Genomic DNA, 21144 nt, shown 5'->3' with positions numbered 1-21144 from the left:
CCCCTACGGTCGGTCGATATCCGGGACGATGGTTTCGGGCTTGAAGATCACCCGGTAATGGTCCTTCGAGACGTTCGCCGATTCGATCTGCTCGACGAAATACGTGACGTTGTCACTCAGCCCGAGGAAGTGCTTTTTGTACTCGCCTCCGGTGGTCTTGCAGACTACTTCGAGCTGTTTGCCGTCGTCGGTGATATTGCACCGGCCCTCGATCGAGAGCAGGTACTTATCGGTGATGCCGTTGAGGAATACGACCCGTCGATTGATCTCGAACTGATCGGCCGCCTTGGACAGGTTCGCCGAGACGACATCGGCGTCGGTATCGGTACAACCGGTGACCACCGCAGCGGTGAATACAGTCGCGACGGCGGCGAGGATCTTCTTGTTCATGGGTTCCTAACTTCTCGACGGCCTTCCGGCCAGATGATTTGGCGGACGCCGGACCCGGCGATGAGCTTGGCGCAGCCATCGCACGGGGCCCGAGTCACATACAGATCCGCACCCTCGCGGTCTTGAGGAGCCGCCCGAATAATCGCGTTCTGCTCAGCGTGGAGAGCCACGCAAGCGGCGGGACCTGTGTCATAGCTGCTGCCTGGAGCGCAGCCGGAATCCCTTCGAGGACACGATTCACATCCGGGAGTTCCGGCCGGGGAATCGTTATACCCAGCAGAGACGATTCGATCGCCTTTGACGATAACCGCGCCGACTTTGGAACGTACACACGAACTCCGTTTCGAGGCAGCCTCCGCGAATCCGAGGTAGTACTCGGTCCAGGTCGGTTTAGCCACGCTTCTCCAGTTCTAGGCCGATCTCGGACATCCGCTTGGTGATCACGCCAGCGTGTTCGAGATTCGCTTCCGCGAGGTACCGCCACCCTTGCCGGATATTGACGACGTATTCCCGATTCAGCTTGCGGAGAGAACGGCCGTAACTGCGGGCCAACTGCTTGAGCTGACGCTTGGTAAGTCCCGAGTAGTTCATCTAGGTGCCCTTCACATTCATGATCTGACGCAGCGAGTAGCGGACCTCGACGAGGTCTTCGGATGCCCGCATTACTTCGGTGATCGGCTTGTACGCGTCGGGGATCTCATCGACCCACTCCTCACCGGGGCGGTACTCGATACCGACCATGCGATCGGCCAAGTCCTCTGCGGTGAAGCGCTTACGCGCCTCGGTGCGGGAGAACCTCCGGCCGGCTCCGTGAGGTGCCGAGTACAACGCGGCGGGATTGCCCTTGCCGACAACGACATACGAGCCGGTACCCATCGAGCCAGGGATCAGGCCCCAGGTGCCCTCGGTGGCGTCGATAGCGCCCTTACGGGTCAGGTAGACGCTCTCTCGACCGATCTGGATCGGTTCGGTGTAGTTGTGGTGGGTGTTGATTCGCTGGTGCTCTGTGAAGTCGACACCGGACCAGTCCTTGAACACCTCCACGAACCGATCCATCATCTCGTCACGATTCATCTTGGCGAACAACTGAGCCCACTGGAGGTCCGCCAGATACTGGCTGAATTCCGAGGTACCCTCCGACAGATAAGCGTGATCTCGGTCCACCAACTGAATGTGGTGGGTGCGGCACTGCTCCTGCGCGATCTTGATGTGGCGCTGGGCGATTTTATTGCCGACACCGCGTGAACCTGAATGCAGGAACAGCCAAACAACATCGTGTTCGTCGAGGCAGAGCTCTAGGAAGTGATTGCCGCCCCCTAGCGATCCGAGCTGCTCACGCCATTTCGGAGAATGCGAAAGATCGACATTATCGACTTCGGCCCCTTCCTCCAGGATTCGAATTCGATTCAGTGCCGATTCACGGTCCAGGTTCTTGTTGTAGTTACCCGGAGACAACGGGATAGCCCCCTCGATCGCCCCACGGAGATACGCCAGGTCAAGGTCCTCGATCTCGGAGTAATCGCAATCGGTTCGTACCGCGACCATGCCGCAGCCGATGTCGACACCGACCGCAGCCGGGATAACCGCACCCTTGGTCGGGATGACGGTACCGACGCTAGAGCCCTTGCCCGCGTGGGCATCCGGCATCAGAGCGAGGTGAGGATGGATGAACGGCAGCGTGGTGAGCGCGGTCGCCTGGTCGATAGTGGTCTGGTCGATCTCGGTCGCCCAGGACAGGATCTTGCCGTCAGCGATACGTTCCATTAGTGGACCTCCAGGTCGTTGATGTGCTTGTTCAGCTCGGTGATTTCCATCTCCAGCTCCGCAATCCGGGAGTGGAGGTCGTCTTTCTCGGCGTCGAGCCGGTCGGCTTCGTCCAGGGCGTCATGGACGAGCCGGATAATGCTCGGGAGCGCCCCGTGAACGGTGGCGATGAACTGTGCGTCGAATGGGTCGACTTGAGTGGCAACCAGCTTGTCGTTGCCCTCGGCTGCCGCCATCACCTCGGCCTCATGGGCCAGCCATAGTCCGTCGAAGGTGGCGTACGTGGTCTTAGACCAGAGCTGGTGCAGTGTGTCGAAATACTCTCGGGTATCCATGGTTCCTCTCGTTAATAGTCAAGTGTTATTCGTGCGAAGCCAGCATCCAGTTGTCGCCGGGCGGACCGGCGGACACGGGGAACTCGATTAGCTGGCCGCCCCTGGCAGGCTCGAACTCGGTTTCGAGGATGTTCACCAGGTAATCCCTGCACGCTTCCCAATTCGCCTTCGGGACGGAGAACAGGATCGCGTCGTGGATCTGGGCTTTGACCCGCCGCAGAATATGCGGGGGCATCTTGAGCAGGGCGTCACAGACGATCTCGCGAGTTCCGTTCTGACCGTGGAGGGCCGGGGCCTGGGTGAACTCCCTGCCCCTCTCGACCCACAATTTCCTCCCCCACTCGTTGGTGACGTATCCGCGTTGGGCTTCACGCCTGACCTCGTTCTGCCAGCGGACCAACCTGGAGTAGGTGCGGTCCATACCGTCACAGAACGACTTGGCGGTGGATAACGGCAGGCCAGAGGCCCGCTGAAGGCCCTTGGGCCGGCCTCCGTAGGACCACCCGTGCCCGAGTGGCTTAGCCAACTGCCGGTAGTGCTTCGGGTCGGCCTCGACGACCGAGGAACCCCACGCTGCAATCGCGTTGATCATGTGGCCGTCAGCGCCGGGCTCGAATCGCTCGGCGTACTTCTCATCACCGCTGAGTGCGGCCACGATCCGTGCATCGGCGTTGGAGTAGTCGATCTCGATCAACACCTCATCGGGGGAATCCGGCAAGAAGTAACTCTTCTCGACGGCACCCTCCCCGCGGCTTGTCCAGATAGTCAGGCCGGGCTCGGTGGTTGACCACCGGCCGGACCGCTGGAGCATCGTGATATCCGGGTGTACGAATCCATCCGGGTGAGTGGAATCGAGTGCGAGCTGTGCCAGCGACCGCTGGCCCTTGAGTTCGGCCAGTGCCTTGCCGATGTCCTCGGCCTCGGTGCCCTTGGTGAGGTCGATCAGAGCCTCACCGCCCAGGCTCAGGTTGCCGGTCGCGGTACGCGGCCAGTCCTTGCGGGTTTTCTCCGTAATCCCGTGGTCCTCAAGTACTTTGAAGATGGCAGCCTTACCCTCGGTGGTCGCCCACGGCGACTTCCCCTCGGTCGGGAATCCGTATTTGACCTGGAGCATGTCGAGGATCGCCTCTCGGCGAACCTGAAGCTCAGCCACACGCCGCTCTGCTGCGGCTGTATCGACCCGTAAGCCGTTGGAACTGATCATCGCGGCGATAGCCGCCACCGTCTGTTCCCGCATCGCATACGAGTCCAGAGGGCCCTTTTTCAGCAGGGCCTTGGCGACGGCGTTGGACGCCTTCACGTCACCGATCAGGTACTCGACGTAGCGGGGCTCGTCCTGCGGGATCTCGCCGAACCCGCCGAACTCCTTCGCCAGCTCTTTCAGCGAGTGAGTCTTACCGGCGACGCCGAGCTGGTGCGCCTGCTCGTCGAGGCCGAACCACCTTTTCATCTTGGCCGGGGAATCGGCCAGTGTGTTCTTGCCCTCCCGGTTGATGAACATGTGCGGAGCAGGGTTGACCAGTGCCGCATGAATCCAGGTGTCGTACACCCGGCCCTCTTGGGCCAGCTTGAACGGGGTATCCGACTTGATCCCGAACACCATCCGCAGATCGAACGAGTGGATGTTGTGCCCGATGATCCATCGCGCCGCGAGGATCTGTTCTTTCAGTTCTTCCAGGTCGGTGGTGATAACCACCTCGCCGTCATCCCACGAATATCCAATGAGCCGGACAAACTCTTCCGGCTCCATCGAGTACATAAGTTCGGCGGAATGTGTCTCAATGTCGAAGGTAAGAGTTCGTCCGGTCATGTTGTCCTAACTGGCAGCGTGGTAAATGCCTCGCTTGATGCGAGAAACCGTCGCGGGATTGACGTCGTAGATGTCTGCGACTTCTTTGTTGGTCATGCCCGTGGTACGGGCCAGACGCCGAATCTCCCCCGCTTCGCGGGCAGTGAGCTTCTTTCGGTTATTGGGTGTCGTCGACATCAACTTGAGGCTGAGAACCTCAAGCTGCAATGCGTCTCGCTCCCGGATCAGTTCGTTGATTGAGTCGCGCAGTTCTTCGAGCTTCATTCGGTCTCCTCGGTCTCCACGGGGGTCTGGATGTAAAAGGCCACGTACGGCCAGTAAAAGGTCACTGAGCATCCGGTGTCGTCGTGCACGATCAGCACGTTCTCGCTGGCGTCCAGGATCGTTTCGCCCACGAAGTGGCAAACCGAGTCGTCCTGGAGCATTACGGTGATGTCGTTCATTCAATCTCCAAATCCTGGGTGTCTTCGAAAAACCTGATCCGCTGCTGCATGTCGTAATTCAGCCGCTCCATCTCGCGGAACTTGGCTTCCCAGTCGATCTGGTTGTACGAATACGGCTCGTACGGAATGTCCTGGTAGATGTTCGGCGCGATCTTCCGCAGCTCTTTGAGCAGCAACCCGGCGAATTCCTGGATCTCGGCATCAGCGGCTTCGTGGTACCGGTTCTTGATCACGTGCCGCCATGCACGGTGATTACCCGTGACGACCATTGGTGAGGAGGTCATATTCGGCAGAACCGCTCGGGCCGCCTCACGGGCTTTCTTCCGTGGGTGACCGTTTCGTTCGAAGACTCGAACCAGGTCCCGATAACCGTGGAGTGCGTCGATGTGGACGCCGTCGAGAATCTCTGCGGCTTCCAGGTAGTCGCCGAACGGGAGATCCTTCACGATCGGAGGCGTGTGAGTACCTAGCCGGTTCGCGTCTACGTACCGCTGGGAAACAACAGAGAAACTAAGGTGTCGGTGTCTTTCGAGTTCAGTGAGTACGGACCGAGACGCATCGACATAGAAAGTTGCCGATCCATGTTCGAGAACGGATTCGTGTCCGATTTCGAGAATATGCTTGAGATACGTGTCGTTTTGATCTGTTGCTGGATTCGGTCGCCCAAACGACTGATAACAGTTACGGCCAGCGAATTCTGCGAGTTCATCTGCCGCCTGGTTGTTGTTGTCGGGGTAGTACCCGAGATCGTGAAGTGCCCCCGGATACGTGATCTGGGTCTGTGCAATCAGTTTTACGGTGGTCATATGCTCCCCGTTCAGGGGGGCGGGTGGTGAGCCCGCCCCCGTTAAGAGTCAAGTATCAGCGCAGGAACTGCGCGTCGCACTGTTCCTGGCGCGGGCCGGTGCAGGAGAACAGCTTGTAAGGCTTGCCTGCCTTCGAGACGCCGGACTTGAACACCATCTCGCCGTGGTTGCAGTAGCGCTTCTCGCCACCGGGAGCCTCAGCGGCTGCCTGAGGGCGGCCATTACCGCCACCCCCACCCGAGTAACCGCCACCGCGATTACCGCCGCCACCGTTGCCGCCAGCGGGCTTTGCGGGGGCCTTAGAGGCGAAGAATCCGCCAGCCTTTGCAACCTTGTCCATCAGCTCCGCGAGGAGAGTGCCGGAATCACCCGACATCTGCTCGTAAGCGTCCTCGACGGAGTCTGCGTGAATAACAATCCACGGGGAATCGAAGTCCTTACCACCCTTGAGGGTGACAGTGACCTTGCCGCCGTCGTTCTGTTCCAACTTCGCAACCGCCTTCTTCGGGGCAGCCTTCTTGGCTGCGGTCTTCTTGGGGGCCTCGGCCGGAGGCTCGTTGAACGGGGAATCGTCCGCCGGGGAATCAGTCACGGGCTCGGCCTGGGCCTCGTCAGCAGCAGTGGCAAACGGGTCTTCACTCATTTATTGAGCCTTTCGTAGAGGGTGCCGACCGCGTGATACGGATCGGCTTTATTCGGTAACCAATTGAGTAGGTGGGCTACCGTCACCGCGACAAAGCCGTATACGAGCAAAGGGTGTTTCTCCAATGCCCGATCTACGCCTTCGGAAAGAAGCTCGCCGTCATCGCAGGCGACTTCGTGGTAAACGACCAGGCCGAAAAGAACGGCCCACATCGCTTTAGCGGATAGGGCAGGACCCGTTGGCGCAGTTTTCGTCGACGCCGTCAGCAACCGCTTTAGCGAGGGCGGCATCGAATTCCTCCTTTGTCAGTTTCTCGTAGGGTGACTGCGCCATAGACGCCTCGGGGAACAACGTGGTCCCCTTGATCTGCTGGCCCCAGTTGTAAATCGCGTTCGCGATGTCGTCGGGTGTCGCGGTTTTTGGATCGAAATTGACCGTGTACGAGACCGCGTTATCCGCCCAGTCGCGCTGATACAGCGCCTGCACCGCGAGGTGCTGGTTAATAGTCAAGTCGGAGGCCGACTCAACCAGTTCCCGAGCCCGTTCTTCGCCGTAGATGTCCTCCACGGCCTGGAGCAGGATGTCCTTGGTCGCGATGCTGACCACGGCGGTGTTACCCGACGAGTCGTAGACACAGTCCTCGACCAGGAACCCGTCCGCTTCGTACTGGGCGATCGTCTCCACCTGGCGCGGGTCCAACCGCGACAGCCGGATTCGACGGATGAAGTACGGGGCGAAGATCGGGTGGATACCCTCACTGACTCCCGCGAGCTTGGACACCGTGCCGGTTGGCGCAATCGTCCTGCGCTTCACCGGGATCGGAATACGGAGCTGGTGAGCGAAGCTGGTTGCTTCCTCGTCGACCGCAGCGGCCAGCTCCAGCAACAGGTACCGGAACCGTTCGCTCTCAGGTGCTTCGGAGAACTTGAGGCCGGTCATCGCCATGAACGAGGCCACTCCGAGGTGGCCGACGCCGATCCTGCGGTTGCGGTCCTGGACCTCACGCTGAGCCGGATCTCGGAAGTCCGAGAACGTTGCCCGCATCAAGAACCGAGTCATCAACCGGTGCGCCAGCCTCAGATCCGCCCAGTCGTACCTACCGAGATCGTTGACGAACGCGGCCAGGTTGACATGCCCGAGATTGCAGCATTCAGATTCTTCGAGCGCGAACTCCGCACACGGATTCGTCGCGACCACACGGTTCGGCTCACCAACGTTCGACATCGAGGAGTCCCACATACCCGGCTCGCCGTTGGCGTGAGCGCCCTCGGCCAGCAGCCGAAGAACCTTCTCGGCCCAGCCCTGTTCGCTCAGGTCACCCCGGTACCCCGGATGCGGGTCGCCACCGCCCTCCAGGGCGAGCCAGAACCTGTCGTCCACCTCGATCGAGATATTCGTGGTCCAGTGAGTCATGCCGGATTCTTTGCACTTGGCAAACGTCTCGATCTGCGGGTCGTCCCAGTGCATGATCGCCATCCGGGCAGAGCGCCGGACACCGCCAGCGACGACACACTGTGCAATCGCGTGGTCGATCTGCATGGCGTCCAGACCGTTCAGGCGGGACGGGTAGAACTCGGTCCGAAGGTTGAACACCTCGGAGACTTCCCGAAGCATCTTCGCCAGCGGCAGCGGGCCCGAGGCCGTACCGCCGAACGTCTTGAGCTTGGAGCCGGCCGGGCGAACGTTCGAAACGTCATACACCCTGTTCAGGTGCACCGTATCCGGCCGATAATGCGTCTCGATCAGGTCGACGAGTGCCTCAGCCCATCCTTCTCGGGAGTCACCGATGACATACGCACCGTCCCAGTCCGGGGAGTACCGAGTCGACAAGACGCCCGCGGCTTCCAGCTCCTCGTAATCAGGGTGTGCAGGGTCGCACACGATCTCGACTTCCAAGAAGTGCTGAATCAGCGGGTAATCCCGCAGGTACGAGTTCGAATAGTTGCTTCCGACCCCACCTCCCTCCATGAGTCTGGAGAATACGAACCGGAAATGCTCCGCGATATTGTCCGGCCACGGCGCTACGTGGCAATTCATCAGGAACTGCGAACCCTTGACGCCGGTAGCCCACAAGTGGCGACCCGCTGGCAACAGCTTCAACTCCGTCATCATTCGAATCAGGTCTTCGCGCTCACCAGGGAGCCGGTGACGCTCGTCGACAAACGCGAGGTTGCCGTCGACAACCCGCTGAACGGTTTCCGGCCAGGTCTCCGAGGACCCGTCCGGCTTTACTCGCGAATACGTCCGCTTATAGACCATTTCGCCGGTTTCAGACATTTGCAAGTCTATTTACCTCTTTCTCCGCCAACAACGCCTCTAGCTCGGCAATACGTTGGATGTAGTAGTTTCGCTCCAGCATTTCGGCGACGTTCTCAACCGGACTGACCCCTTGCAAATGGTCTGGGTTTATACACAGACGGTTAGCGCACGTATGATGGACAACCGTAGTTCGGTCTATATCCACGTCATTAGCCGCCGAGAAACTCATCCGGTGCGCGGCTTTTCGGTAGGATTTCCGGCCGATTTTGTACTGGAACGCGGCGTAGCCTTTCTCTGTTCGGCCCAGCCACTCCCAACAATCCCCGACCTGTCGGGTATTTCCCCGCAGTGCCGCTACTAGGTCTGCGGGGCTTCCGTCCTCCATTGCAACTCGGATGGCTGATCGCTGGGAGAGATTAGTTGGATGCATAAATCCCGCAGTAAGCCTCTCGTTCTTCAGCCGACCAGTTCTCGATACGCATTGGCTTCTCATGCGGGAACAGTTCAGGTGCAATCTGCGCTCGGTACAATTCCGAGCGAGCCATTCCGTTGAATGTGCCGTCGAAGATATTCAGCATCAGCCCTCCTCAATCGCGAGGGTGTACGCCAGCTCGGCTGCACTCATTCCCTCGTAGTAGTCGTCAGTCCCAGTCATCGGCGTTCTCGTCTCCGTCGTAATCGAGTGCCGTGGTCTGGTGATCAACAGTCATCCGGGAAACCGGGCGCGAGCCCGGACCCGAATCCCGCGTGACAAACCGGCGACGGTTCGACTTATTCATGGCATCTGCCAGGGAATTAAGGGCGCGACTGAGCTGCACCTTGTCCGATCCCGATTCAGGAACAATCCAGTCCGCGTAGCGACTCAGAATTGCATTCGCGTATTGCGGAGTCTTGACCGTCAAGACCTCCAGGGCCTCCATAAGGTCGTGAACCGCTTCGTCCCAGCCGTCGACGTTCTCGGTGAGGACACCGAGTTCGAGAACACTCTTAACCTCGGCTACGTCGTAGCGGTACGAACCCTTGTAGTAGTCATAATCCGCCCGTTCGGCGGCGGCGAGCTGGTTGCCGATACCGACGATCGCTCGATACTGGGCCCGAGCATCCATTTCCTTGATTTTGGCGATTGATCCGGGACGCTCCAGCAGGTGAAGCGAGATCGCCTGTTGGGCATCGTCGGCTTCCATGACCCCAGGCCACTGGTACGAGATGAATCGACCAGCCTTCTTGATGTCCGCCATCAGCGGATCAAGTTCGTTAAGAGTCAAGTGTCAGACCTCCCAAGTCTCTCCGTCGACCGTGAACCGCCCCTTGTGGATCGGGACGACTTCGGGCTTGACGTGTTGTCCGTCCACGGTGAGTAGGCCGAACGCCGTCTGCCAGTTGCCGGTGCCACCCTTCAGGTAGCCCGCGAGCTTCATGTTCATCAAGTTGCCGACCTCCATCCCGGTGACCGGCCGCTTGTCGCCGCCGTAGCCGAAGGTGTACGAGCCGATACCGGCTCGGTGCGTGTGGCCCATGACTACCGAGACACCCATCTTCTTGGCCGCGTTGAGCGCGGTGTTACCCGCGATCTGGGACAGTCCGATGTTGCCTCGGTGGCCGTGGGTGGTGATCCAGCCCGGAGCCACGTCGTTGAAGTCCGGCAACAGGTTGATGCCGAAGTCGTCGAAGCTGAGCAGCTCCTCGAAATGCAGAAGATCCGAGAACTCGGCCAGGGCCGGGGCGTACTTCGACAGGTACTCCCGCGGCCGAAGGTCGTGGTTACCCTCGTGGAACCCGATAGGGCCATCCGGGTAGACCTCCCGGAGCGGGCCGAGCAGACGCCGCTTCGCCTGCTCGGAGTCCGACTTGACCTGCTGGGAGAACTCCTGCGCCGTGCCCTTGTTCCACCGCGCCGGGGTCGGGTAGTCCATCACGTCACCGATGTGGATCACTTCGTCGGGCTTTGTGTCCCCGATGTACTGGATGACGCCCTTCAGCGCCTTACGGTCGTCGTAAGGGATCTGGGTATCCGAGATAATGACAATCCGCTTGGTCACACAACCTCCTTGAATGGGCCGTAACGCTCGTTGAGGCTCGGACCAGGCCGACCCCACTCGATGAACTCGTTGTCACCCGACTTGCGGAAACCGAGACCTGTATGGATCGGACGCCAGTAGTCGCCCTCGTTGTCCTGGACCGTGACGTAGACCGGCACTTCCTGAATCCGGGCCCAAGACCTCCGGGCCGGCTCGGGAACTCGGAGCAGGTCACGGAGGAACTCGACTCGATCCTCGACCGTCGCAGGCTCAGTCACGGCCGGGGCCGGCTCGGGGTCCGGCTGCAACCGCTCCCCCAGACCGGCGTAGCCGCCGATGTCGACGTACGAGTCCCGATGGAAACTGCCCTTGGTACGCGAGACCTTCAGCAGCACCATCAGATTCGTCACGTCCAGCGCGGTCACGTCCGTACCGAGGTACGCGGACCACAGTCCCGCGATGCGGTTGAACGACTCGCGAGCGTCGCCGTAGGTGGCGGCTCGGTCCCCGTTGATCAGGGACTCGGCCTCTTGCAGAACCGTCATGTTTTCGCTCACTTGCCGCTCCCGAGGATGTCGATCAGGGTGGTGGGGTGACCCGCTGCGGACAACAGGTCCGCGAGCTGTTCCAGGGTCTTGAATCCGGTGACGAGTACCGTGCCGATGGAGCCGTCGAGCAGCTCGAAATCGAGCCGGACCGATGCTTCGTCCTTGGTCGGAAGCTTGAACAGCGACTTGGGGTCCATGAACTGGACGAGCTTGTCCGAGATCCGGGTGGCCGAGATGTCGCCTTCTTCGTCGGGCTCCATGTTGTCGACGGAGACCAGGTCGAAACGGTCGAAGTGAACACCGCCCTCCTGGCCTGCGAGACGCGGTTCCCCGGTGATCAGGTAGATGTTGCTCATGTTGTTGCTCTCCTCGTTAAGGGTCAAGTTCAGGCGGTAGGTTCGGCGTCGATGAACGCCTTGAGGCGGTCTTTGTTGTCCGGGGTGAAACCGAACATCAGCGCACCATGGTCGTAGGTGTCGCTCTTGATGACCGGAGTGCCGCTGGCCTCCAGCACATCCACCAGGTAGACGAAGGCTTCCTCGTCCTCGCGAATGTTGATGACCGTGGGCTCGACGCCCGCGTCCCGGATCATTTTGATCGCCATCTTGCAGGGCTGGCACCCTGGCTGGGTGTACACGGTGATCATGAAATCCTCTCCATCAGGGCCTTGGGGCCCTGCTTACTCACTAGCGAGTTCACGTCTTCGCCGGGTGGACACGGAATCACCTTGCCGTTCGGCAACGACTTGGCGATGCCCTTGGCGAAGTCGAGCCCCGGCTCGTCGCCGTCGGCCAGGATGAACACTTCTCGGTAGCCGAGGAACGGCTCTCGGAAATGCTGTTGCCACGATGTGGCACCGGGAACTCCGACGGTTGGAATCCCGCACACGCTGGCCGTGATTGCGTCGATCTCGCCCTCGGTGATGGCGATAATCGGCGAAGTCTCCAGCAGAGCCATCGTGTTGTACAACCGCGGCCGGTCACCCGGCATTGTCTGATACTTGCCGTGTCGGAGCGCCTTGCACGAATGGTCCTCGATACAACGGAACCTGATCGCGACAACCGCCCAGCCGTGCTCCTGGGACCATCTCAAATACGGGATCGCGAGCATCCCTTTGTACATTTCATGACCAGGGAGTGGGTCGACCACGTATCCGAGCATGAACCGGTCCATCTTTTCTTTGATCGACGGGAACCCCAGGCTCCGCGTCCCCAAATACTCTTCGGCGAGACTGCCTGGCAGGCTTAGCCGGTAGCGTTCGGTCGCTGCCCGGAGAAAGCTCCGCTGCGATTCGCTTAGCCGTTGCATAATTCACCTCCTCGAATTTCATCAGCAACTTCCATGCGTCGCCTTTGACGCCGCAGGTGAAGCAGTTGAATGCGTTGTTCTGATACGAAACAGACGCGGATTGCGTGGAATCCCCGTGGAACGGGCAGAGAGTCGGAATCCACTTCCTGCCCGTGTCCCTCGGCGGCTTCCAGTCCGGGTGGTATTTGTGAATCACCATCGTGATCAGGGATTCAGTCATCCAACCTCCCGTTAAGAGTCAAGTATCAGAGCTTGATAAACGGCGCGAACCGCTGAACGCTCTCGGCGACCCACGGGTTCGAGGCGGTACGGCTCGGGACCGCATCCTCACCGTGAGCGAAGGCGTACTTGCCGCCCGAGATGAACTGAGTCCAGACACCCTTGTCGGCCGCTCGCTTGCCGCCGCGAGCGATACCGAACCGGGTACCGACCGGGATCTCCGACAGGTTCTGGTAGATCACCGGGGCCGGCTCCGCGGGCTTCGGAACGATCGTGAACGGACCGGCCCACGCAGTGGAATCCTGGGCGTACGAGCCGTAAGTCCAACCGGCTTCACCGTCGTAGTCGGACTCGACGTACTCCCACTCGTCACCGTCCTTGTCGGTGTACTTGCGGGTCTTGTCGGCGGTGGACAGATCCGCCAGGACCACGACAGGCTCCTCGGCCAGCTTGGCTTCGAGCTTGGCCTTGACATCTTCGAGGCTCTTGAGCAGCGGCTCCAGCTTCTGAGCGACACGCTGGTCGATCGCGGCGTTCAGCTGGTACTGGTCGATAACGGTAGAGGTGGTGGTGTAGGCGTTGACAGTCATTTGCTCTCCTGATGGTTTGGTACGACCCGAGTCCCGATGACTCGGATTGCGGGGGGTGAATTCAGATATTCGGCGGCGCGATACAGCGCCTCGGGATCGTCCCTGAGATGGCCCAGAATGTCCCGATTGCATTTCTGGCAGAGAAGTCCACGAACACGCCCGGTAGCGTGGCAGTGGTCTACTGAGAGCCGTTTACGGGCCCCTGTGGCACGACGGCAAATGAAACACTTGCCGCCCTGGTACTTGTAGATCGCTTGGTATTCCTCGGACGTGATTCCGTAGGTCTCAGCGATATGTGTTGTGTGGTTGTAGTTCCGTCTGGTTCGAGTCTTCGCGCGATGATGCGTCGCACATCGTGGACCCGGAACATTCCGCCCTCTCTTGTCGGTCTTGATCTTGCGTTTGGTTTTGATCCCCTCTGCCACACAGTCGATGCAGCGCTTGTCGTTAAGAGTCAAGTATTACCGCGCAAGTTCGAAGTCGCGGATCGTCATCGTGTCACCGATGAACTCGAGTTCCGCGAAGTCTTGACCGGATGCGTCGGCTTTGCCGCCGCGCTGCTTGACCGTGGATACACCGAGAGTGTCCGAGCCGAACTCGGAGGCGATACGGTGCAGCGTGAGAACCATCTCTGGAACTCGTGTGACCTGGCCCTTCACGCCGCTCAGCGGAATCGGCTTGTTGGCATCGTTGAACCCTCCGGTGACGTGATGCAGCCCAGCGACGTGTGCGCTGGTCTCTCGCCCCATGTCGTGGAGGTAGTCGCTCAGCGACTCCAGACCCGAGAACGGGTCGTCGTCCGAGTCCGTGCCGGACCTGACGTTGGTGATGTTGTCGACGACTACCAGGCTGGGAAAATCCCCGTAGACCTCGTCGTACGACATCATCGCGGCCTCGATCTGATCCAGGCTCGGCGAGGCCGAGTAGTTGAACCTGATCGGAATGTCGGCCAGCAGGTGCTTGGCGTCCCCGAGATCCATGTCTCGGACTGCGGCCGTGGACCTTGCCAGCGACCAACCCGTCTCGATCGAGATCATTCGGGACAACTGGGTGAATGCGTCCGAGTCCGCGCTGAAGTACAGCGTCGGCACCCTGGACTTGACCGCGTACGTCAGCATGAAGGCTGACTTGCCGGTACCCGGCCCGCCGCACGTCAGTGAGAACTGACCGCGAAGAAACCTCGTCCCTCGTTGCTCTAGCGTGTCCCACACCGGTGGCAACGGCTCACCGGCAGAGCCCCTGATGTACAGGGATTGCAGTGGTGTGTACATCTATTCGGTCCATGCCTCCTTGATGATTGAGCCCGCATACCGCGCGCTCAGGACGAGCGTCGCGATGAACCATCCGAGAAGCCAGACGAACAACGGGCTGAGTAGCGTCAGGCAGATCGCGAGGCCGATCCAGTCGCTTGTTTGCACGAGTCCCCCTAGTCGATCTGAACCGTCGTGATCGTGGTGACGGTGAACTCGGTCTTGTCCCCCACGGAGCCCGGACCGCAGAGGTTCAGCGACACCTCGTCGGAGCCGTCGTGGTGGATCTCGCGAAGCTCCCCAGTGATCAGGGCCTCTACGTTCGAGTGTGGGAACTTCCAGTTGAACTCGACTACCGAGCCGATGTGTTCACCCGAAAGCTCTTGGGCGGACAGGTAACTACTCATACGGTCCCTTTCGGCATCAGTGCATCGTGGATCGGCAGCCCGAGCCGGCCAGCGAGTTGCACTTGGTCCAACCCTTTTTGGAGCTGGTTCATCAGCGTGGTGGCGCGGAGCCCCCACAGCTTCATCAGGTCATTGCCCGGCATCCCGGTGTTCTTGATGCGGAGCACGCCCGCGGTTTCGTGGGGTGCGCCCGGCAGCTTCAGCAGCGGGTGGTTCGGGTCCCAGTCCTTCCCGTCGTACTCGATATCGTCGTGTTCACCGTTCATAGCTCTCCTTGTTAAGAGTCAAGCCGAAAGCGCGGCAGCGTACGCGCGCTTCAACCTGGTCATGAATTCGATCTGCTTGCCGGGACGGATACGGACCGTCCCCGAGGCGTACTCCTTGCCCTCCAGTTCGTACATTGTGTTGATCAACAGGTCATCCCAGCCACGGCCGACGGTGTACCCCGAGGCGCGCGGGGTAATGGCTCCCGCCAACGCGACCGCCTTCATAGTGTTTCTCCAGGTCACACCCAAGGCGGGCATAATTTCGTGGCGAAGGTCCGCGATAGTCTGCCCACCCTTGCGTTCCTCTGCCGATTCAGCAGATAACGCCCTCGGGGCCAGGGCTTCCACCTTGGTCTCCGCAATGACCCGCATCTCGTTCTCATGAGCCGCCGCCCTCAAGGCTTCCGCGTATGTCTCGGGGATCTGCTGCTGCACCAGCTCTGCCTCGCGGGTCTTGACCGCGAAGTACGTCTGAGCTGCCGCAACCTCGGGCTTGCGAGGGTCACCGTTCATGGCTACCAGGTAGCAGGCGTACCGAGACAAGTAGAAGTCTGTAGCATGTCTTGTACCAGTAATCTTGGTGGCGTCACCAAAATTGCTGGTCACAGACTGTCCACTGTTCGAACAAGTCATCTTCGCCCGCGTTATCGCATCCGCGAAGTTCCTCCATTCGAGGTATCCGAGGTAGGGCATCAGGTCACGTGCCGACCAGAACTCCTGGCCGTCGTCGGCAACCTGTCGAATCTCCTCGAAGGGCGACTCCTCGTAGCTGGCTAGTTCCATTTCTCCTCGTTAATAGTCAAGTCATGCCGCAAAAGAACATGACGTTTGGACGTTGCAGAACATGCACTTGTTTGGCTCAGGGTCCGGTTCGAACTCCCCAGCGGTGATCAAGGCTTCCAACTCGATGAACTCCCCGCGGATCGCGTCACGCGTCCAGTCGGAGATGTCAAACTCCGTGGTGGGCTTGCCGGTTCGACCCATCCAGTAGTCACCGATGGTGATCTCTCCGGGCTCGACTTCGCCCATCTCCTCTAGGGCGACCTTGTAGGTGCCGAGCTGGAAATCATCGCCCGGTTTGTTGCCGGTTTTGTTGTCTCGGACGATCCACAGTTTGCGCTTCTCGTCGTAGATCACGGCGTCGATGTACCCCCGAACCTTCACGCCGCCCAGGTCCATATCGAACCCGATCTCCGCCATGAGTTTGCCCTCGCGAGTCTTCGCGATGACTTCCCACGGGTGCGCTGCATACCAGGCCAGATACTTCTCGACCTGTTCCAGCCCGATCTGGAATCGGCGCTGGATGTCTTGCTCCCCGGCGTACGGTCCCGAGCGGAACCACACCTCCATATTCGGATCGGCAGCCAGGGCTTCGTTGGTCTCCTTGGCGTACGACTCCCGGTAAGCGTCTTGTGCGTCCTCCAGGGACATTGTGCGCCCTGAAAGCTCCCACACCTCGGCGGCGTAGTGAACCGCCGTGCCTTGATACAACCAAGCGGCTGGACGCTGCCAACAGCCGTCCAACCGCTCTAGTTTGTAGCCCCAGCTACACCGATGATAACTATTCCGTTGTGATACTGATCTGTGCATTCTCCTCCATTAATTCACGGTTCCTCCCCGCCATTCTCACGATTGATCTCGCAAGCCTCTTCCCAGGTCTTTGCGAACTGGTAGTACAGCGGCTGCCCTGCGTCGAGTTTCCGGAATACTTCCTCGGCCTGCTCGCGGGCACGCTCCGCAGCCTCCGCAACCCGATCCTCGATAATCTCCTCACGGGTGGCGTCGAGGATCACGAACGTGTCCGTCACGCTAGAGAGCACGGCATACCGGTCACGGTCGGGGTACTTGATGATCTGCTCGCCCATCATTCCTCCACATCGAGGTAGCTGATGCCGAACGTGAGTTCGTCGGCCTTCAACAGGTTCGCGAATCCGAACTCTGCGGCCTTCTCGTGGAGTCGAGCCTCGGCTCCGTCGTAGGTTCGATGCGTCGAGGTGTAGCCGATGCCTTCGTGAGAGAAGCTCATGACATACACCCGGTCCGGGGCCGGCTCGATGTCGTCGACACGGACCAGACCCTCGTCCTCCAGTCGCTCGACGACCTCGTAGCCGTTCGCCTCGGCGAAGTCCGCCGACACCCGCTGTTGCTCGGCAAAGCTCCGTGGGCGGCGCTGGTGCGACAGCCCCGAGTTCACCAGGGCCTGGATGGCTCCCGCAGTATCCAGCTCACGGGTATCGCAGTACTCGATGACTTCCTGGACCCGAGGCCAGGTCGCCAGGTCTGCGGTAGTCAGGATGACAGTCGGTTCGGACATGTGTGAACCCTTCTGTAGCAACAAGTTTCGCGGGGAGGGTACCTCAACCCACTAAGGAATTTCCTTGGCATAGCACGCCAACTCGGCGGTGCCCATCATCATCATCTCGTCTTCGACCAGGACGGAGTACACCTCGTCAGCGTCAACCCTCCACTTGGCAACCGGCTCGTAACACGGGTCGTCGTCTCGAACCATCGTGGAGCGGTAAACCATCAGGGACTGCTGTTTTCCGGTTTCGTACATCCTGGCGTACATGAACGCGGGGAGTTCGATATTTGAGCAATCAGGGATCGCGCTCATGTGGTCGTGCCTTCCTACGGCTCCACTGCCGGGAACCGCCAGATCATCTTGCCTTTGTCGGTGAGAGTGGTGTGGTCGTTGACCCGAATGAGAAGGTCGCCGTCCTCAGGGGTTCGGTCCCGCAGCGCGAACCCTCCCCGTTTCGTCATACTTTCTGACGCCGGTATATCAGGATCGAACTCGATCACGTACCCAGTATGAAGTTTTTTGTAGAACGCTCGAAGCCTTTCGAGCTTGTACTCGGCCATGCCTTTACCGCCCGTGGCGACATACTCGCCATGGTCACGGAGCCGCTGGTACGGCGATGTCTGCGTAAAGTGGTTAGACACCGCCCACGGAAACTCTTGGAGGACGATCTCGCGGGGTGTCAAGGACCCGCCGTACGTCCTCTTGATCCACGAAACATACTGCTTCGTTACGTTGTATTGCTTAGCAATCTCGGACTGCGTGAAACCCTTGTTTTTCAAGGCTTCAACAATCGAGAGAGTCAGCTTCTGGTCTTCCTCTGGCATGTTTCTTACTCCCACTCCAGGGGTGAAAAATCTCGTTCAGGGTCAAGACTATACTTCCTTCCGTGTCAAGGGAAGCGAGCCCGGAAGGCACGCCTGACTATTAGTGATACAGCCAGGGCGCGGCAGGCGGTCTAGCCGGTAGGTGACGACCGTCACAGTTTAAACCTTGAGAGTGGTGTCACCCTCGGCCTAGCCGTGCCTGTCGTTCGATAGGTTCAGTTTGAACAGCCTCACGTATCTGCAAGTTGCGAAGTCTTTCGCCGTCGGAGCGGCACGGTCACGCGGTCGAACACGCGTTCGAATCTGCGACCTAAACCATGATCTAGCTCACACCATGGTGAGTTAGCTCATCCCTAGCTGGGAGCTTTCACAGGTAAATGTTCCGTAAAATTGTTGGCACGTCAACGACACGGGGTCGTACAAAAACGACCACCTGGAAGGAAGAAGAGGTGTAACGATGGCTGATCAGTACGACGGGGGGCGGCCGAGAGATGCTTTTGCCCTGTTCGTGAGGACGACCCGCAGCCGGCTCAGCCTCACCCAGGGGGAGCTTGCCCGCCGCGTAGGGTGGGCCCTCACCACGATTCAGGCGATTGAACAGGGCAAACGTGAGCCCGGCCTGGATCTGGTGGCGGCGTTGTTCGAAGCTCTCAACATCCCCAGCGCCTTCAGGGCACCAATCCTCTCGGTGCTCCGTCCCGGCCTGACCGAAGCTGTAGGTCAGCAACTTCCGAACATACTGTTCAGCGGTGATCATGTCGATCTCGCCGCGTATCCGTACCCGGTGCTGATCCTCGATCCACCGCTAGGTGACGTTATCGGGGCAAACCCACGATGGCTTGAGATCACCTCCGGGCTCCAGCCCGGAGGTAACCTGCTTGCCTTCCTGCTCTCCGACGAGGGCCAACAGATGAGCCCCGATGCACTCAAGTACGCCCACGGGCTGGTCTACGGCCTGCGGGTTCTGGGGCCGACCATGGCTCCGCGCGAGGACGTACAGCGAGTAATCGACATGTGCAAGCACCACCCCGATTGGAAAGAGATGTGGGCCAGCACACCGACACAGCTCGAAGGTGTCGGGCAGATTCGGCTCCGAGACCAGAACGACCAGCTCCATAGCTTTATGCTGCGGATCGACAACCCGGCCTTGCCGCCTCGGTCATGGCTCACTTACCGATTCGTACCTTTAGCAGCGCCCGTTGCTGCCTAGCTCATTCCCCGTCCCAGTCTTCACACTCTTCGCACTCGTGGTGCATGTCTCCGCAGTCGTCTCCGTCGGCGTGCGAACCGATCCACTCCTCGGCCAGAGCGTTGTTACCGATCGCTCGGAACACGTCGGCCAAAGCTTCCACCTCGGAGCACGAGAACGACTCGGCGGTGTGGTCGGCAACCATCCCGTCGAAACAACTTGCCAGGTGCTTGACAGCGGTAACCAGTACTTCAGTCATGTCGAAACCTCTCAGTGCTTATAGATGACGTAGCCGTGGTCGAACTCGTAGCCGTAACCCATGTCTTCCAGCAGGGACTCGGCCTCGACTCGTAGGTCGGCCATCCACTGAATGCCAGACTCCCGTGCGTCGGTGCACAGGTTCATCCCGCGGATTACGTGATCCGGCTCGCCCCAGTCGGCGAGCGATCCGGCGTCATCGGCGAACGCTCGCCACATCTCGAGGACCGAGTCGAACTCGTCCTCGGACCGACGGCGGTACTCCTGGTAGATCGACATCACGCCTCCAGGAATTCGCGGATGCTGGCCGGGGACAACGTTCCCCCGAACCTGTCAAGGCTCCACCGGCCGAAGTGACCCCTGGCCGAGAAGATCGCAACCTCCCCCTCGGCGCGCTCGAACACGAGGGTCTTGCCGCCGACAACGGCTCGGTACTCCTGCCCGTCTCGGATGGTTCGGATGTCCATCACGACACCCTGTAGACGTAGGACTCTGCGCTGACGGTCGACCGGCCGCTGCCGCCCCCGATGCGCGAGAACACGATGACTAGATACGGAACCGAGTAGCTGGTGTCCAAGCGGACACGCTCCACTCGGAGCGGACCGTCAACCCTTCCGTTGGCGATGCGGAAGTAGGTGTCTCCGACACCCAGGGTCGAAGCCTTCATCTCAGTGAGGGCGGGAAACTTCCGCATCACAGTTCCTCGTGAGGGATGTACTCGGCGCGGCGATCGGTGAAGATCACCAGCGCCAGCGGACGGCCGTTCGGATCAGTGTCGTGACCCATCAGGATCGAGTGAACGTTTCGCATTACGAATCCTTAGTGATTGCGTATCCGGCTTCGGTGAGCGCTCGGATAATCGACGATGTCTTGAAGTCGTTCCCGGAGTAGTGGCGGTGCGTATCGCACTGATCGAGGACACCCTCGATGATTTCTTCGGGGGTCATTTCGTCTCCCAGGTGGTAACAACGCACAATTCACCGGTCTTGGCTTTGAACTTGCGTTCCGCCTCCCGCAGGATTCGACCCTTCAGCGAATCTTGTGCGAAGTCTCGATGCGCCGAGCGCCAGCCATACGCGGCGCTGGTCGCGATCGTGAGTGATTTGTCCTCGGAGTCGTAGTCGACTGCCGCAACAAACGGCGTGCCGGTACGAGAATGGAGGTATCGAATCTGGACGTCTTTCGCCATGTCTTTACTCCCCGACCTTTTCGGTAGATGCCTCTGCCCAAATCTCACGGACCCGATGCCCGGTGAGCTGGGTTGCGCCCGAGATGAACGCCCAGTCGAAACCGCTTCGCCGTGCCTTGCAGATACGGTTCGCCAAGAAGTCGTCCGCAGAATCCCAGTGCTCGGACGGAAACTCGCCCCGCGCTGCGGCGCGCAGTTGGTCCCACATCAACGCTTCGGGTTCGGAGCGAACCCTTGTCAGCGACATCAGTGGAACCTGGAAAACCCCGAGCGCATCCCCGTCGTCATTGACGAATCGCACAGCGATCGTCATAACTCCCGGCTGA

The 21144-nt window shown here is 59.9% G+C and carries 38 protein-coding genes; 1 reads left to right on the top strand and 37 read right to left on the bottom strand.

The window, feature by feature from the left end:
- Positions 1-3: 3 nt before the first annotated feature.
- The 31 genes from ACWF99_RS23890 to ACWF99_RS23740 all read right to left on the bottom strand — a co-directional run bounded on the left by ACWF99_RS23890 (position 4) and on the right by ACWF99_RS23740 (position 18182).
- Positions 4-390, bottom strand: coding sequence for a beta-sandwich lipoprotein (locus ACWF99_RS23890; protein ID WP_452537446.1), 387 nt, complete (start codon positions 388-390; stop codon positions 4-6).
- A complete protein-coding gene (locus ACWF99_RS23885; RefSeq protein ID WP_452537445.1) occupies positions 387-788 on the bottom strand; it encodes a deoxycytidylate deaminase in 402 nt (133 codons plus the stop codon). Before ACWF99_RS23885 ends, ACWF99_RS23890 begins: the two co-directional genes overlap by 4 nt.
- Entirely contained in the window at positions 781-981 is a 201-nt protein-coding gene (locus tag ACWF99_RS23880; RefSeq protein WP_452537444.1) for a hypothetical protein, read from the bottom strand. Before ACWF99_RS23880 ends, ACWF99_RS23885 begins: the two co-directional genes overlap by 8 nt.
- Complete coding sequence (locus ACWF99_RS23875) at positions 982-2154, bottom strand: RtcB family protein (RefSeq protein WP_452537443.1); 1173 nt, start codon at positions 2152-2154, stop codon at positions 982-984.
- Entirely contained in the window at positions 2154-2489 is a 336-nt protein-coding gene (locus tag ACWF99_RS23870) for a hypothetical protein (protein WP_452537442.1), read from the bottom strand. The genes ACWF99_RS23875 and ACWF99_RS23870 overlap by 1 nt, the downstream gene beginning before the upstream one ends.
- 25 nt (positions 2490-2514) lie before the next feature.
- The gene (locus ACWF99_RS23865; RefSeq protein ID WP_452537441.1) at positions 2515-4299 is read right to left on the bottom strand and encodes a DNA polymerase; all 1785 of its coding nucleotides are present in this window, start codon (positions 4297-4299) and stop codon (positions 2515-2517) included.
- Between the two features lie 6 nt (positions 4300-4305).
- A complete protein-coding gene (locus ACWF99_RS23860; RefSeq protein ID WP_452537440.1) occupies positions 4306-4563 on the bottom strand; it encodes a helix-turn-helix domain-containing protein in 258 nt (85 codons plus the stop codon).
- Complete coding sequence (locus ACWF99_RS23855) at positions 4560-4742, bottom strand: hypothetical protein (RefSeq protein WP_452537439.1); 183 nt, start codon at positions 4740-4742, stop codon at positions 4560-4562. The genes ACWF99_RS23860 and ACWF99_RS23855 overlap by 4 nt, the downstream gene beginning before the upstream one ends.
- Positions 4739-5548, bottom strand: a complete 810-nt coding sequence (gene thyX / locus ACWF99_RS23850; RefSeq protein ID WP_452537438.1) for an FAD-dependent thymidylate synthase — start codon at positions 5546-5548, stop codon at positions 4739-4741. Before thyX ends, ACWF99_RS23855 begins: the two co-directional genes overlap by 4 nt.
- Before the next feature lie 55 nt (positions 5549-5603).
- Positions 5604-6191 carry a hypothetical protein gene (locus ACWF99_RS23845; RefSeq protein WP_452537437.1) on the bottom strand — a complete coding sequence of 196 codons (588 nt, stop codon included), beginning with the start codon at positions 6189-6191 and terminating at the stop codon, positions 5604-5606.
- Positions 6188-6403, bottom strand: coding sequence for a DUF7427 family protein (locus tag ACWF99_RS23840; RefSeq protein ID WP_452537436.1), 216 nt, complete (start codon positions 6401-6403; stop codon positions 6188-6190). Before ACWF99_RS23840 ends, ACWF99_RS23845 begins: the two co-directional genes overlap by 4 nt.
- Positions 6404-6407: 4 nt before the next feature.
- Positions 6408-8468 carry a ribonucleoside-triphosphate reductase, adenosylcobalamin-dependent gene (gene nrdJ, locus ACWF99_RS23835; RefSeq protein WP_452537435.1) on the bottom strand — a complete coding sequence of 687 codons (2061 nt, stop codon included), beginning with the start codon at positions 8466-8468 and terminating at the stop codon, positions 6408-6410.
- Positions 8469-8866: 398 nt separating this feature from the next.
- The gene (locus ACWF99_RS23830) at positions 8867-9028 is read right to left on the bottom strand and encodes a hypothetical protein (RefSeq protein ID WP_452537434.1); all 162 of its coding nucleotides are present in this window, start codon (positions 9026-9028) and stop codon (positions 8867-8869) included.
- 63 nt (positions 9029-9091) lie between these two features.
- Positions 9092-9715, bottom strand: a complete 624-nt coding sequence (locus tag ACWF99_RS23825) for a hypothetical protein (RefSeq protein ID WP_452537433.1) — start codon at positions 9713-9715, stop codon at positions 9092-9094.
- A gap of 3 nt (positions 9716-9718) precedes the next feature.
- The gene (locus ACWF99_RS23820; RefSeq protein ID WP_452537432.1) at positions 9719-10489 is read right to left on the bottom strand and encodes a metallophosphoesterase; all 771 of its coding nucleotides are present in this window, start codon (positions 10487-10489) and stop codon (positions 9719-9721) included.
- Entirely contained in the window at positions 10486-11013 is a 528-nt protein-coding gene (locus ACWF99_RS23815; protein WP_452537431.1) for a DUF6378 domain-containing protein, read from the bottom strand. The genes ACWF99_RS23820 and ACWF99_RS23815 overlap by 4 nt, the downstream gene beginning before the upstream one ends.
- Before the next feature lie 8 nt (positions 11014-11021).
- Positions 11022-11372, bottom strand: a complete 351-nt coding sequence (locus ACWF99_RS23810; protein WP_452537430.1) for a hypothetical protein — start codon at positions 11370-11372, stop codon at positions 11022-11024.
- A 29-nt stretch (positions 11373-11401) separates the two neighbouring features.
- Complete coding sequence (locus ACWF99_RS23805) at positions 11402-11662, bottom strand: glutaredoxin family protein (protein WP_452537429.1); 261 nt, start codon at positions 11660-11662, stop codon at positions 11402-11404.
- Positions 11659-12231, bottom strand: a complete 573-nt coding sequence (locus ACWF99_RS23800; protein WP_452537428.1) for a toprim domain-containing protein — start codon at positions 12229-12231, stop codon at positions 11659-11661. The genes ACWF99_RS23805 and ACWF99_RS23800 overlap by 4 nt, the downstream gene beginning before the upstream one ends.
- The gene (locus ACWF99_RS23795) at positions 12140-12523 is read right to left on the bottom strand and encodes a CHC2 zinc finger domain-containing protein (RefSeq protein WP_452537600.1); all 384 of its coding nucleotides are present in this window, start codon (positions 12521-12523) and stop codon (positions 12140-12142) included. The genes ACWF99_RS23800 and ACWF99_RS23795 overlap by 92 nt, the downstream gene beginning before the upstream one ends.
- A gap of 46 nt (positions 12524-12569) precedes the next feature.
- Complete coding sequence (locus tag ACWF99_RS23790) at positions 12570-13133, bottom strand: hypothetical protein (protein ID WP_452537427.1); 564 nt, start codon at positions 13131-13133, stop codon at positions 12570-12572.
- Positions 13130-13558, bottom strand: a complete 429-nt coding sequence (locus ACWF99_RS23785; RefSeq protein WP_452537426.1) for an endonuclease VII domain-containing protein — start codon at positions 13556-13558, stop codon at positions 13130-13132. Before ACWF99_RS23785 ends, ACWF99_RS23790 begins: the two co-directional genes overlap by 4 nt.
- A 36-nt stretch (positions 13559-13594) precedes the next feature.
- Positions 13595-14404 carry an AAA family ATPase gene (locus ACWF99_RS23780; RefSeq protein ID WP_452537425.1) on the bottom strand — a complete coding sequence of 270 codons (810 nt, stop codon included), beginning with the start codon at positions 14402-14404 and terminating at the stop codon, positions 13595-13597.
- Positions 14405-14559: 155 nt separating this feature from the next.
- Positions 14560-14790, bottom strand: coding sequence for a hypothetical protein (locus tag ACWF99_RS23775; protein ID WP_452537424.1), 231 nt, complete (start codon positions 14788-14790; stop codon positions 14560-14562).
- Positions 14787-15056 (bottom strand): hypothetical protein, encoded by a 270-nt coding sequence (locus ACWF99_RS23770; RefSeq protein ID WP_452537423.1) that lies wholly within the window; start codon positions 15054-15056, stop codon positions 14787-14789. Before ACWF99_RS23770 ends, ACWF99_RS23775 begins: the two co-directional genes overlap by 4 nt.
- 18 nt (positions 15057-15074) lie before the next feature.
- The gene (locus tag ACWF99_RS23765) at positions 15075-15839 is read right to left on the bottom strand and encodes a BRO family protein (RefSeq protein ID WP_452537422.1); all 765 of its coding nucleotides are present in this window, start codon (positions 15837-15839) and stop codon (positions 15075-15077) included.
- Positions 15840-15860: 21 nt separating this feature from the next.
- On the bottom strand, positions 15861-16646 hold the full coding sequence (locus ACWF99_RS23760; RefSeq protein ID WP_452537421.1) for a PD-(D/E)XK nuclease family protein: 786 nt from the start codon (positions 16644-16646) through the stop codon (positions 15861-15863).
- A gap of 14 nt (positions 16647-16660) precedes the next feature.
- Complete coding sequence (locus tag ACWF99_RS23755; protein ID WP_452537420.1) at positions 16661-16921, bottom strand: hypothetical protein; 261 nt, start codon at positions 16919-16921, stop codon at positions 16661-16663.
- A complete protein-coding gene (locus ACWF99_RS23750; protein ID WP_452537419.1) occupies positions 16921-17370 on the bottom strand; it encodes a hypothetical protein in 450 nt (149 codons plus the stop codon). Before ACWF99_RS23750 ends, ACWF99_RS23755 begins: the two co-directional genes overlap by 1 nt.
- 51 nt (positions 17371-17421) lie before the next feature.
- Positions 17422-17670 carry a hypothetical protein gene (locus tag ACWF99_RS23745; RefSeq protein WP_452537418.1) on the bottom strand — a complete coding sequence of 83 codons (249 nt, stop codon included), beginning with the start codon at positions 17668-17670 and terminating at the stop codon, positions 17422-17424.
- Positions 17671-17684: 14 nt separating this feature from the next.
- Complete coding sequence (locus ACWF99_RS23740) at positions 17685-18182, bottom strand: XRE family transcriptional regulator (protein WP_452537417.1); 498 nt, start codon at positions 18180-18182, stop codon at positions 17685-17687.
- A 457-nt stretch (positions 18183-18639) separates the two neighbouring features.
- Between ACWF99_RS23740 and ACWF99_RS23735 the strand changes: the two genes are divergently transcribed.
- On the top strand, positions 18640-19392 hold the full coding sequence (locus ACWF99_RS23735; protein ID WP_452537416.1) for a helix-turn-helix transcriptional regulator: 753 nt from the start codon (positions 18640-18642) through the stop codon (positions 19390-19392).
- 1 nt (position 19393) lies between these two features.
- Here ACWF99_RS23735 and ACWF99_RS23730 read toward each other — a convergent pair whose 3' ends face one another.
- The 6 genes from ACWF99_RS23730 to ACWF99_RS23705 form a co-directional block, all read right to left on the bottom strand.
- Entirely contained in the window at positions 19394-19630 is a 237-nt protein-coding gene (locus tag ACWF99_RS23730) for a hypothetical protein (RefSeq protein ID WP_452537415.1), read from the bottom strand.
- An 11-nt stretch (positions 19631-19641) separates the two neighbouring features.
- On the bottom strand, positions 19642-19908 hold the full coding sequence (locus tag ACWF99_RS23725) for a hypothetical protein (RefSeq protein ID WP_452537414.1): 267 nt from the start codon (positions 19906-19908) through the stop codon (positions 19642-19644).
- Positions 19908-20096: a hypothetical protein gene (locus ACWF99_RS23720; RefSeq protein WP_452537413.1), complete on the bottom strand. Its 189-nt coding sequence runs from the start codon at positions 20094-20096 to the stop codon at positions 19908-19910. The genes ACWF99_RS23725 and ACWF99_RS23720 overlap by 1 nt, the downstream gene beginning before the upstream one ends.
- A complete protein-coding gene (locus tag ACWF99_RS23715; RefSeq protein ID WP_452537412.1) occupies positions 20096-20323 on the bottom strand; it encodes a hypothetical protein in 228 nt (75 codons plus the stop codon). The genes ACWF99_RS23720 and ACWF99_RS23715 overlap by 1 nt, the downstream gene beginning before the upstream one ends.
- A gap of 249 nt (positions 20324-20572) precedes the next feature.
- Positions 20573-20818, bottom strand: a complete 246-nt coding sequence (locus tag ACWF99_RS23710; RefSeq protein ID WP_452537411.1) for a hypothetical protein — start codon at positions 20816-20818, stop codon at positions 20573-20575.
- A 4-nt stretch (positions 20819-20822) separates the two neighbouring features.
- Positions 20823-21131 carry a hypothetical protein gene (locus tag ACWF99_RS23705; RefSeq protein WP_452537410.1) on the bottom strand — a complete coding sequence of 103 codons (309 nt, stop codon included), beginning with the start codon at positions 21129-21131 and terminating at the stop codon, positions 20823-20825.
- Between the last annotated feature and the right edge of the window lie 13 nt (positions 21132-21144).

The sequence above is a fragment of the Nocardia sp. NPDC055002 genome, from assembly GCF_053608825.1.
Note: the sequence above shows the minus strand (reverse complement) of the source record. Positions and strands in the feature narration are given on the sequence as shown.

Coding starts and splice junctions, on each gene's coding strand:
- ACWF99_RS23875 (WP_452537443.1), bottom strand. CDS start 2,154: ATGGAACGTATCGCTGACGGCAAGATCCTGTCCTGGGCGACCGAGATC.
- ACWF99_RS23710 (WP_452537411.1), bottom strand. CDS start 20,818: ATGGCGAAAGACGTCCAGATTCGATACCTCCATTCTCGTACCGGCACG.
- ACWF99_RS23845 (WP_452537437.1), bottom strand. CDS start 6,191: ATGAGTGAAGACCCGTTTGCCACTGCTGCTGACGAGGCCCAGGCCGAG.
- ACWF99_RS23755 (WP_452537420.1), bottom strand. CDS start 16,921: ATGGGCGAGCAGATCATCAAGTACCCCGACCGTGACCGGTATGCCGTG.
- ACWF99_RS23740 (WP_452537417.1), bottom strand. CDS start 18,182: ATGCCAGAGGAAGACCAGAAGCTGACTCTCTCGATTGTTGAAGCCTTG.
- ACWF99_RS23765 (WP_452537422.1), bottom strand. CDS start 15,839: ATGGAACTAGCCAGCTACGAGGAGTCGCCCTTCGAGGAGATTCGACAG.
- nrdJ (WP_452537435.1), bottom strand. CDS start 8,468: ATGTCTGAAACCGGCGAAATGGTCTATAAGCGGACGTATTCGCGAGTA.
- ACWF99_RS23815 (WP_452537431.1), bottom strand. CDS start 11,013: ATGACGGTTCTGCAAGAGGCCGAGTCCCTGATCAACGGGGACCGAGCC.
- ACWF99_RS23860 (WP_452537440.1), bottom strand. CDS start 4,563: ATGAAGCTCGAAGAACTGCGCGACTCAATCAACGAACTGATCCGGGAG.
- ACWF99_RS23790 (WP_452537427.1), bottom strand. CDS start 13,133: ATGACTGTCAACGCCTACACCACCACCTCTACCGTTATCGACCAGTAC.
- ACWF99_RS23865 (WP_452537441.1), bottom strand. CDS start 4,299: ATGACCGGACGAACTCTTACCTTCGACATTGAGACACATTCCGCCGAA.
- ACWF99_RS23750 (WP_452537419.1), bottom strand. CDS start 17,370: ATGTCCGAACCGACTGTCATCCTGACTACCGCAGACCTGGCGACCTGG.
- ACWF99_RS23775 (WP_452537424.1), bottom strand. CDS start 14,790: ATGAGTAGTTACCTGTCCGCCCAAGAGCTTTCGGGTGAACACATCGGC.
- ACWF99_RS23770 (WP_452537423.1), bottom strand. CDS start 15,056: ATGAACGGTGAACACGACGATATCGAGTACGACGGGAAGGACTGGGAC.
- ACWF99_RS23890 (WP_452537446.1), bottom strand. CDS start 390: ATGAACAAGAAGATCCTCGCCGCCGTCGCGACTGTATTCACCGCTGCG.
- ACWF99_RS23795 (WP_452537600.1), bottom strand. CDS start 12,523: ATGGTGATTCACAAATACCACCCGGACTGGAAGCCGCCGAGGGACACG.
- ACWF99_RS23780 (WP_452537425.1), bottom strand. CDS start 14,404: ATGTACACACCACTGCAATCCCTGTACATCAGGGGCTCTGCCGGTGAG.
- ACWF99_RS23805 (WP_452537429.1), bottom strand. CDS start 11,662: ATGATCACCGTGTACACCCAGCCAGGGTGCCAGCCCTGCAAGATGGCG.
- ACWF99_RS23880 (WP_452537444.1), bottom strand. CDS start 981: ATGAACTACTCGGGACTTACCAAGCGTCAGCTCAAGCAGTTGGCCCGC.
- ACWF99_RS23855 (WP_452537439.1), bottom strand. CDS start 4,742: ATGAACGACATCACCGTAATGCTCCAGGACGACTCGGTTTGCCACTTC.
- ACWF99_RS23745 (WP_452537418.1), bottom strand. CDS start 17,670: ATGAGCGCGATCCCTGATTGCTCAAATATCGAACTCCCCGCGTTCATG.
- ACWF99_RS23730 (WP_452537415.1), bottom strand. CDS start 19,630: ATGACTGAAGTACTGGTTACCGCTGTCAAGCACCTGGCAAGTTGTTTC.
- ACWF99_RS23725 (WP_452537414.1), bottom strand. CDS start 19,908: ATGTCGATCTACCAGGAGTACCGCCGTCGGTCCGAGGACGAGTTCGAC.
- ACWF99_RS23810 (WP_452537430.1), bottom strand. CDS start 11,372: ATGAGCAACATCTACCTGATCACCGGGGAACCGCGTCTCGCAGGCCAG.
- ACWF99_RS23720 (WP_452537413.1), bottom strand. CDS start 20,096: ATGGACATCCGAACCATCCGAGACGGGCAGGAGTACCGAGCCGTTGTC.
- ACWF99_RS23705 (WP_452537410.1), bottom strand. CDS start 21,131: ATGACGATCGCTGTGCGATTCGTCAATGACGACGGGGATGCGCTCGGG.
- thyX (WP_452537438.1), bottom strand. CDS start 5,548: ATGACCACCGTAAAACTGATTGCACAGACCCAGATCACGTATCCGGGG.
- ACWF99_RS23830 (WP_452537434.1), bottom strand. CDS start 9,028: ATGCTGAATATCTTCGACGGCACATTCAACGGAATGGCTCGCTCGGAA.
- ACWF99_RS23735 (WP_452537416.1), top strand. CDS start 18,640: ATGGCTGATCAGTACGACGGGGGGCGGCCGAGAGATGCTTTTGCCCTG.
- ACWF99_RS23840 (WP_452537436.1), bottom strand. CDS start 6,403: ATGTGGGCCGTTCTTTTCGGCCTGGTCGTTTACCACGAAGTCGCCTGC.
- ACWF99_RS23870 (WP_452537442.1), bottom strand. CDS start 2,489: ATGGATACCCGAGAGTATTTCGACACACTGCACCAGCTCTGGTCTAAG.
- ACWF99_RS23715 (WP_452537412.1), bottom strand. CDS start 20,323: ATGCGGAAGTTTCCCGCCCTCACTGAGATGAAGGCTTCGACCCTGGGT.
- ACWF99_RS23760 (WP_452537421.1), bottom strand. CDS start 16,646: ATGCACAGATCAGTATCACAACGGAATAGTTATCATCGGTGTAGCTGG.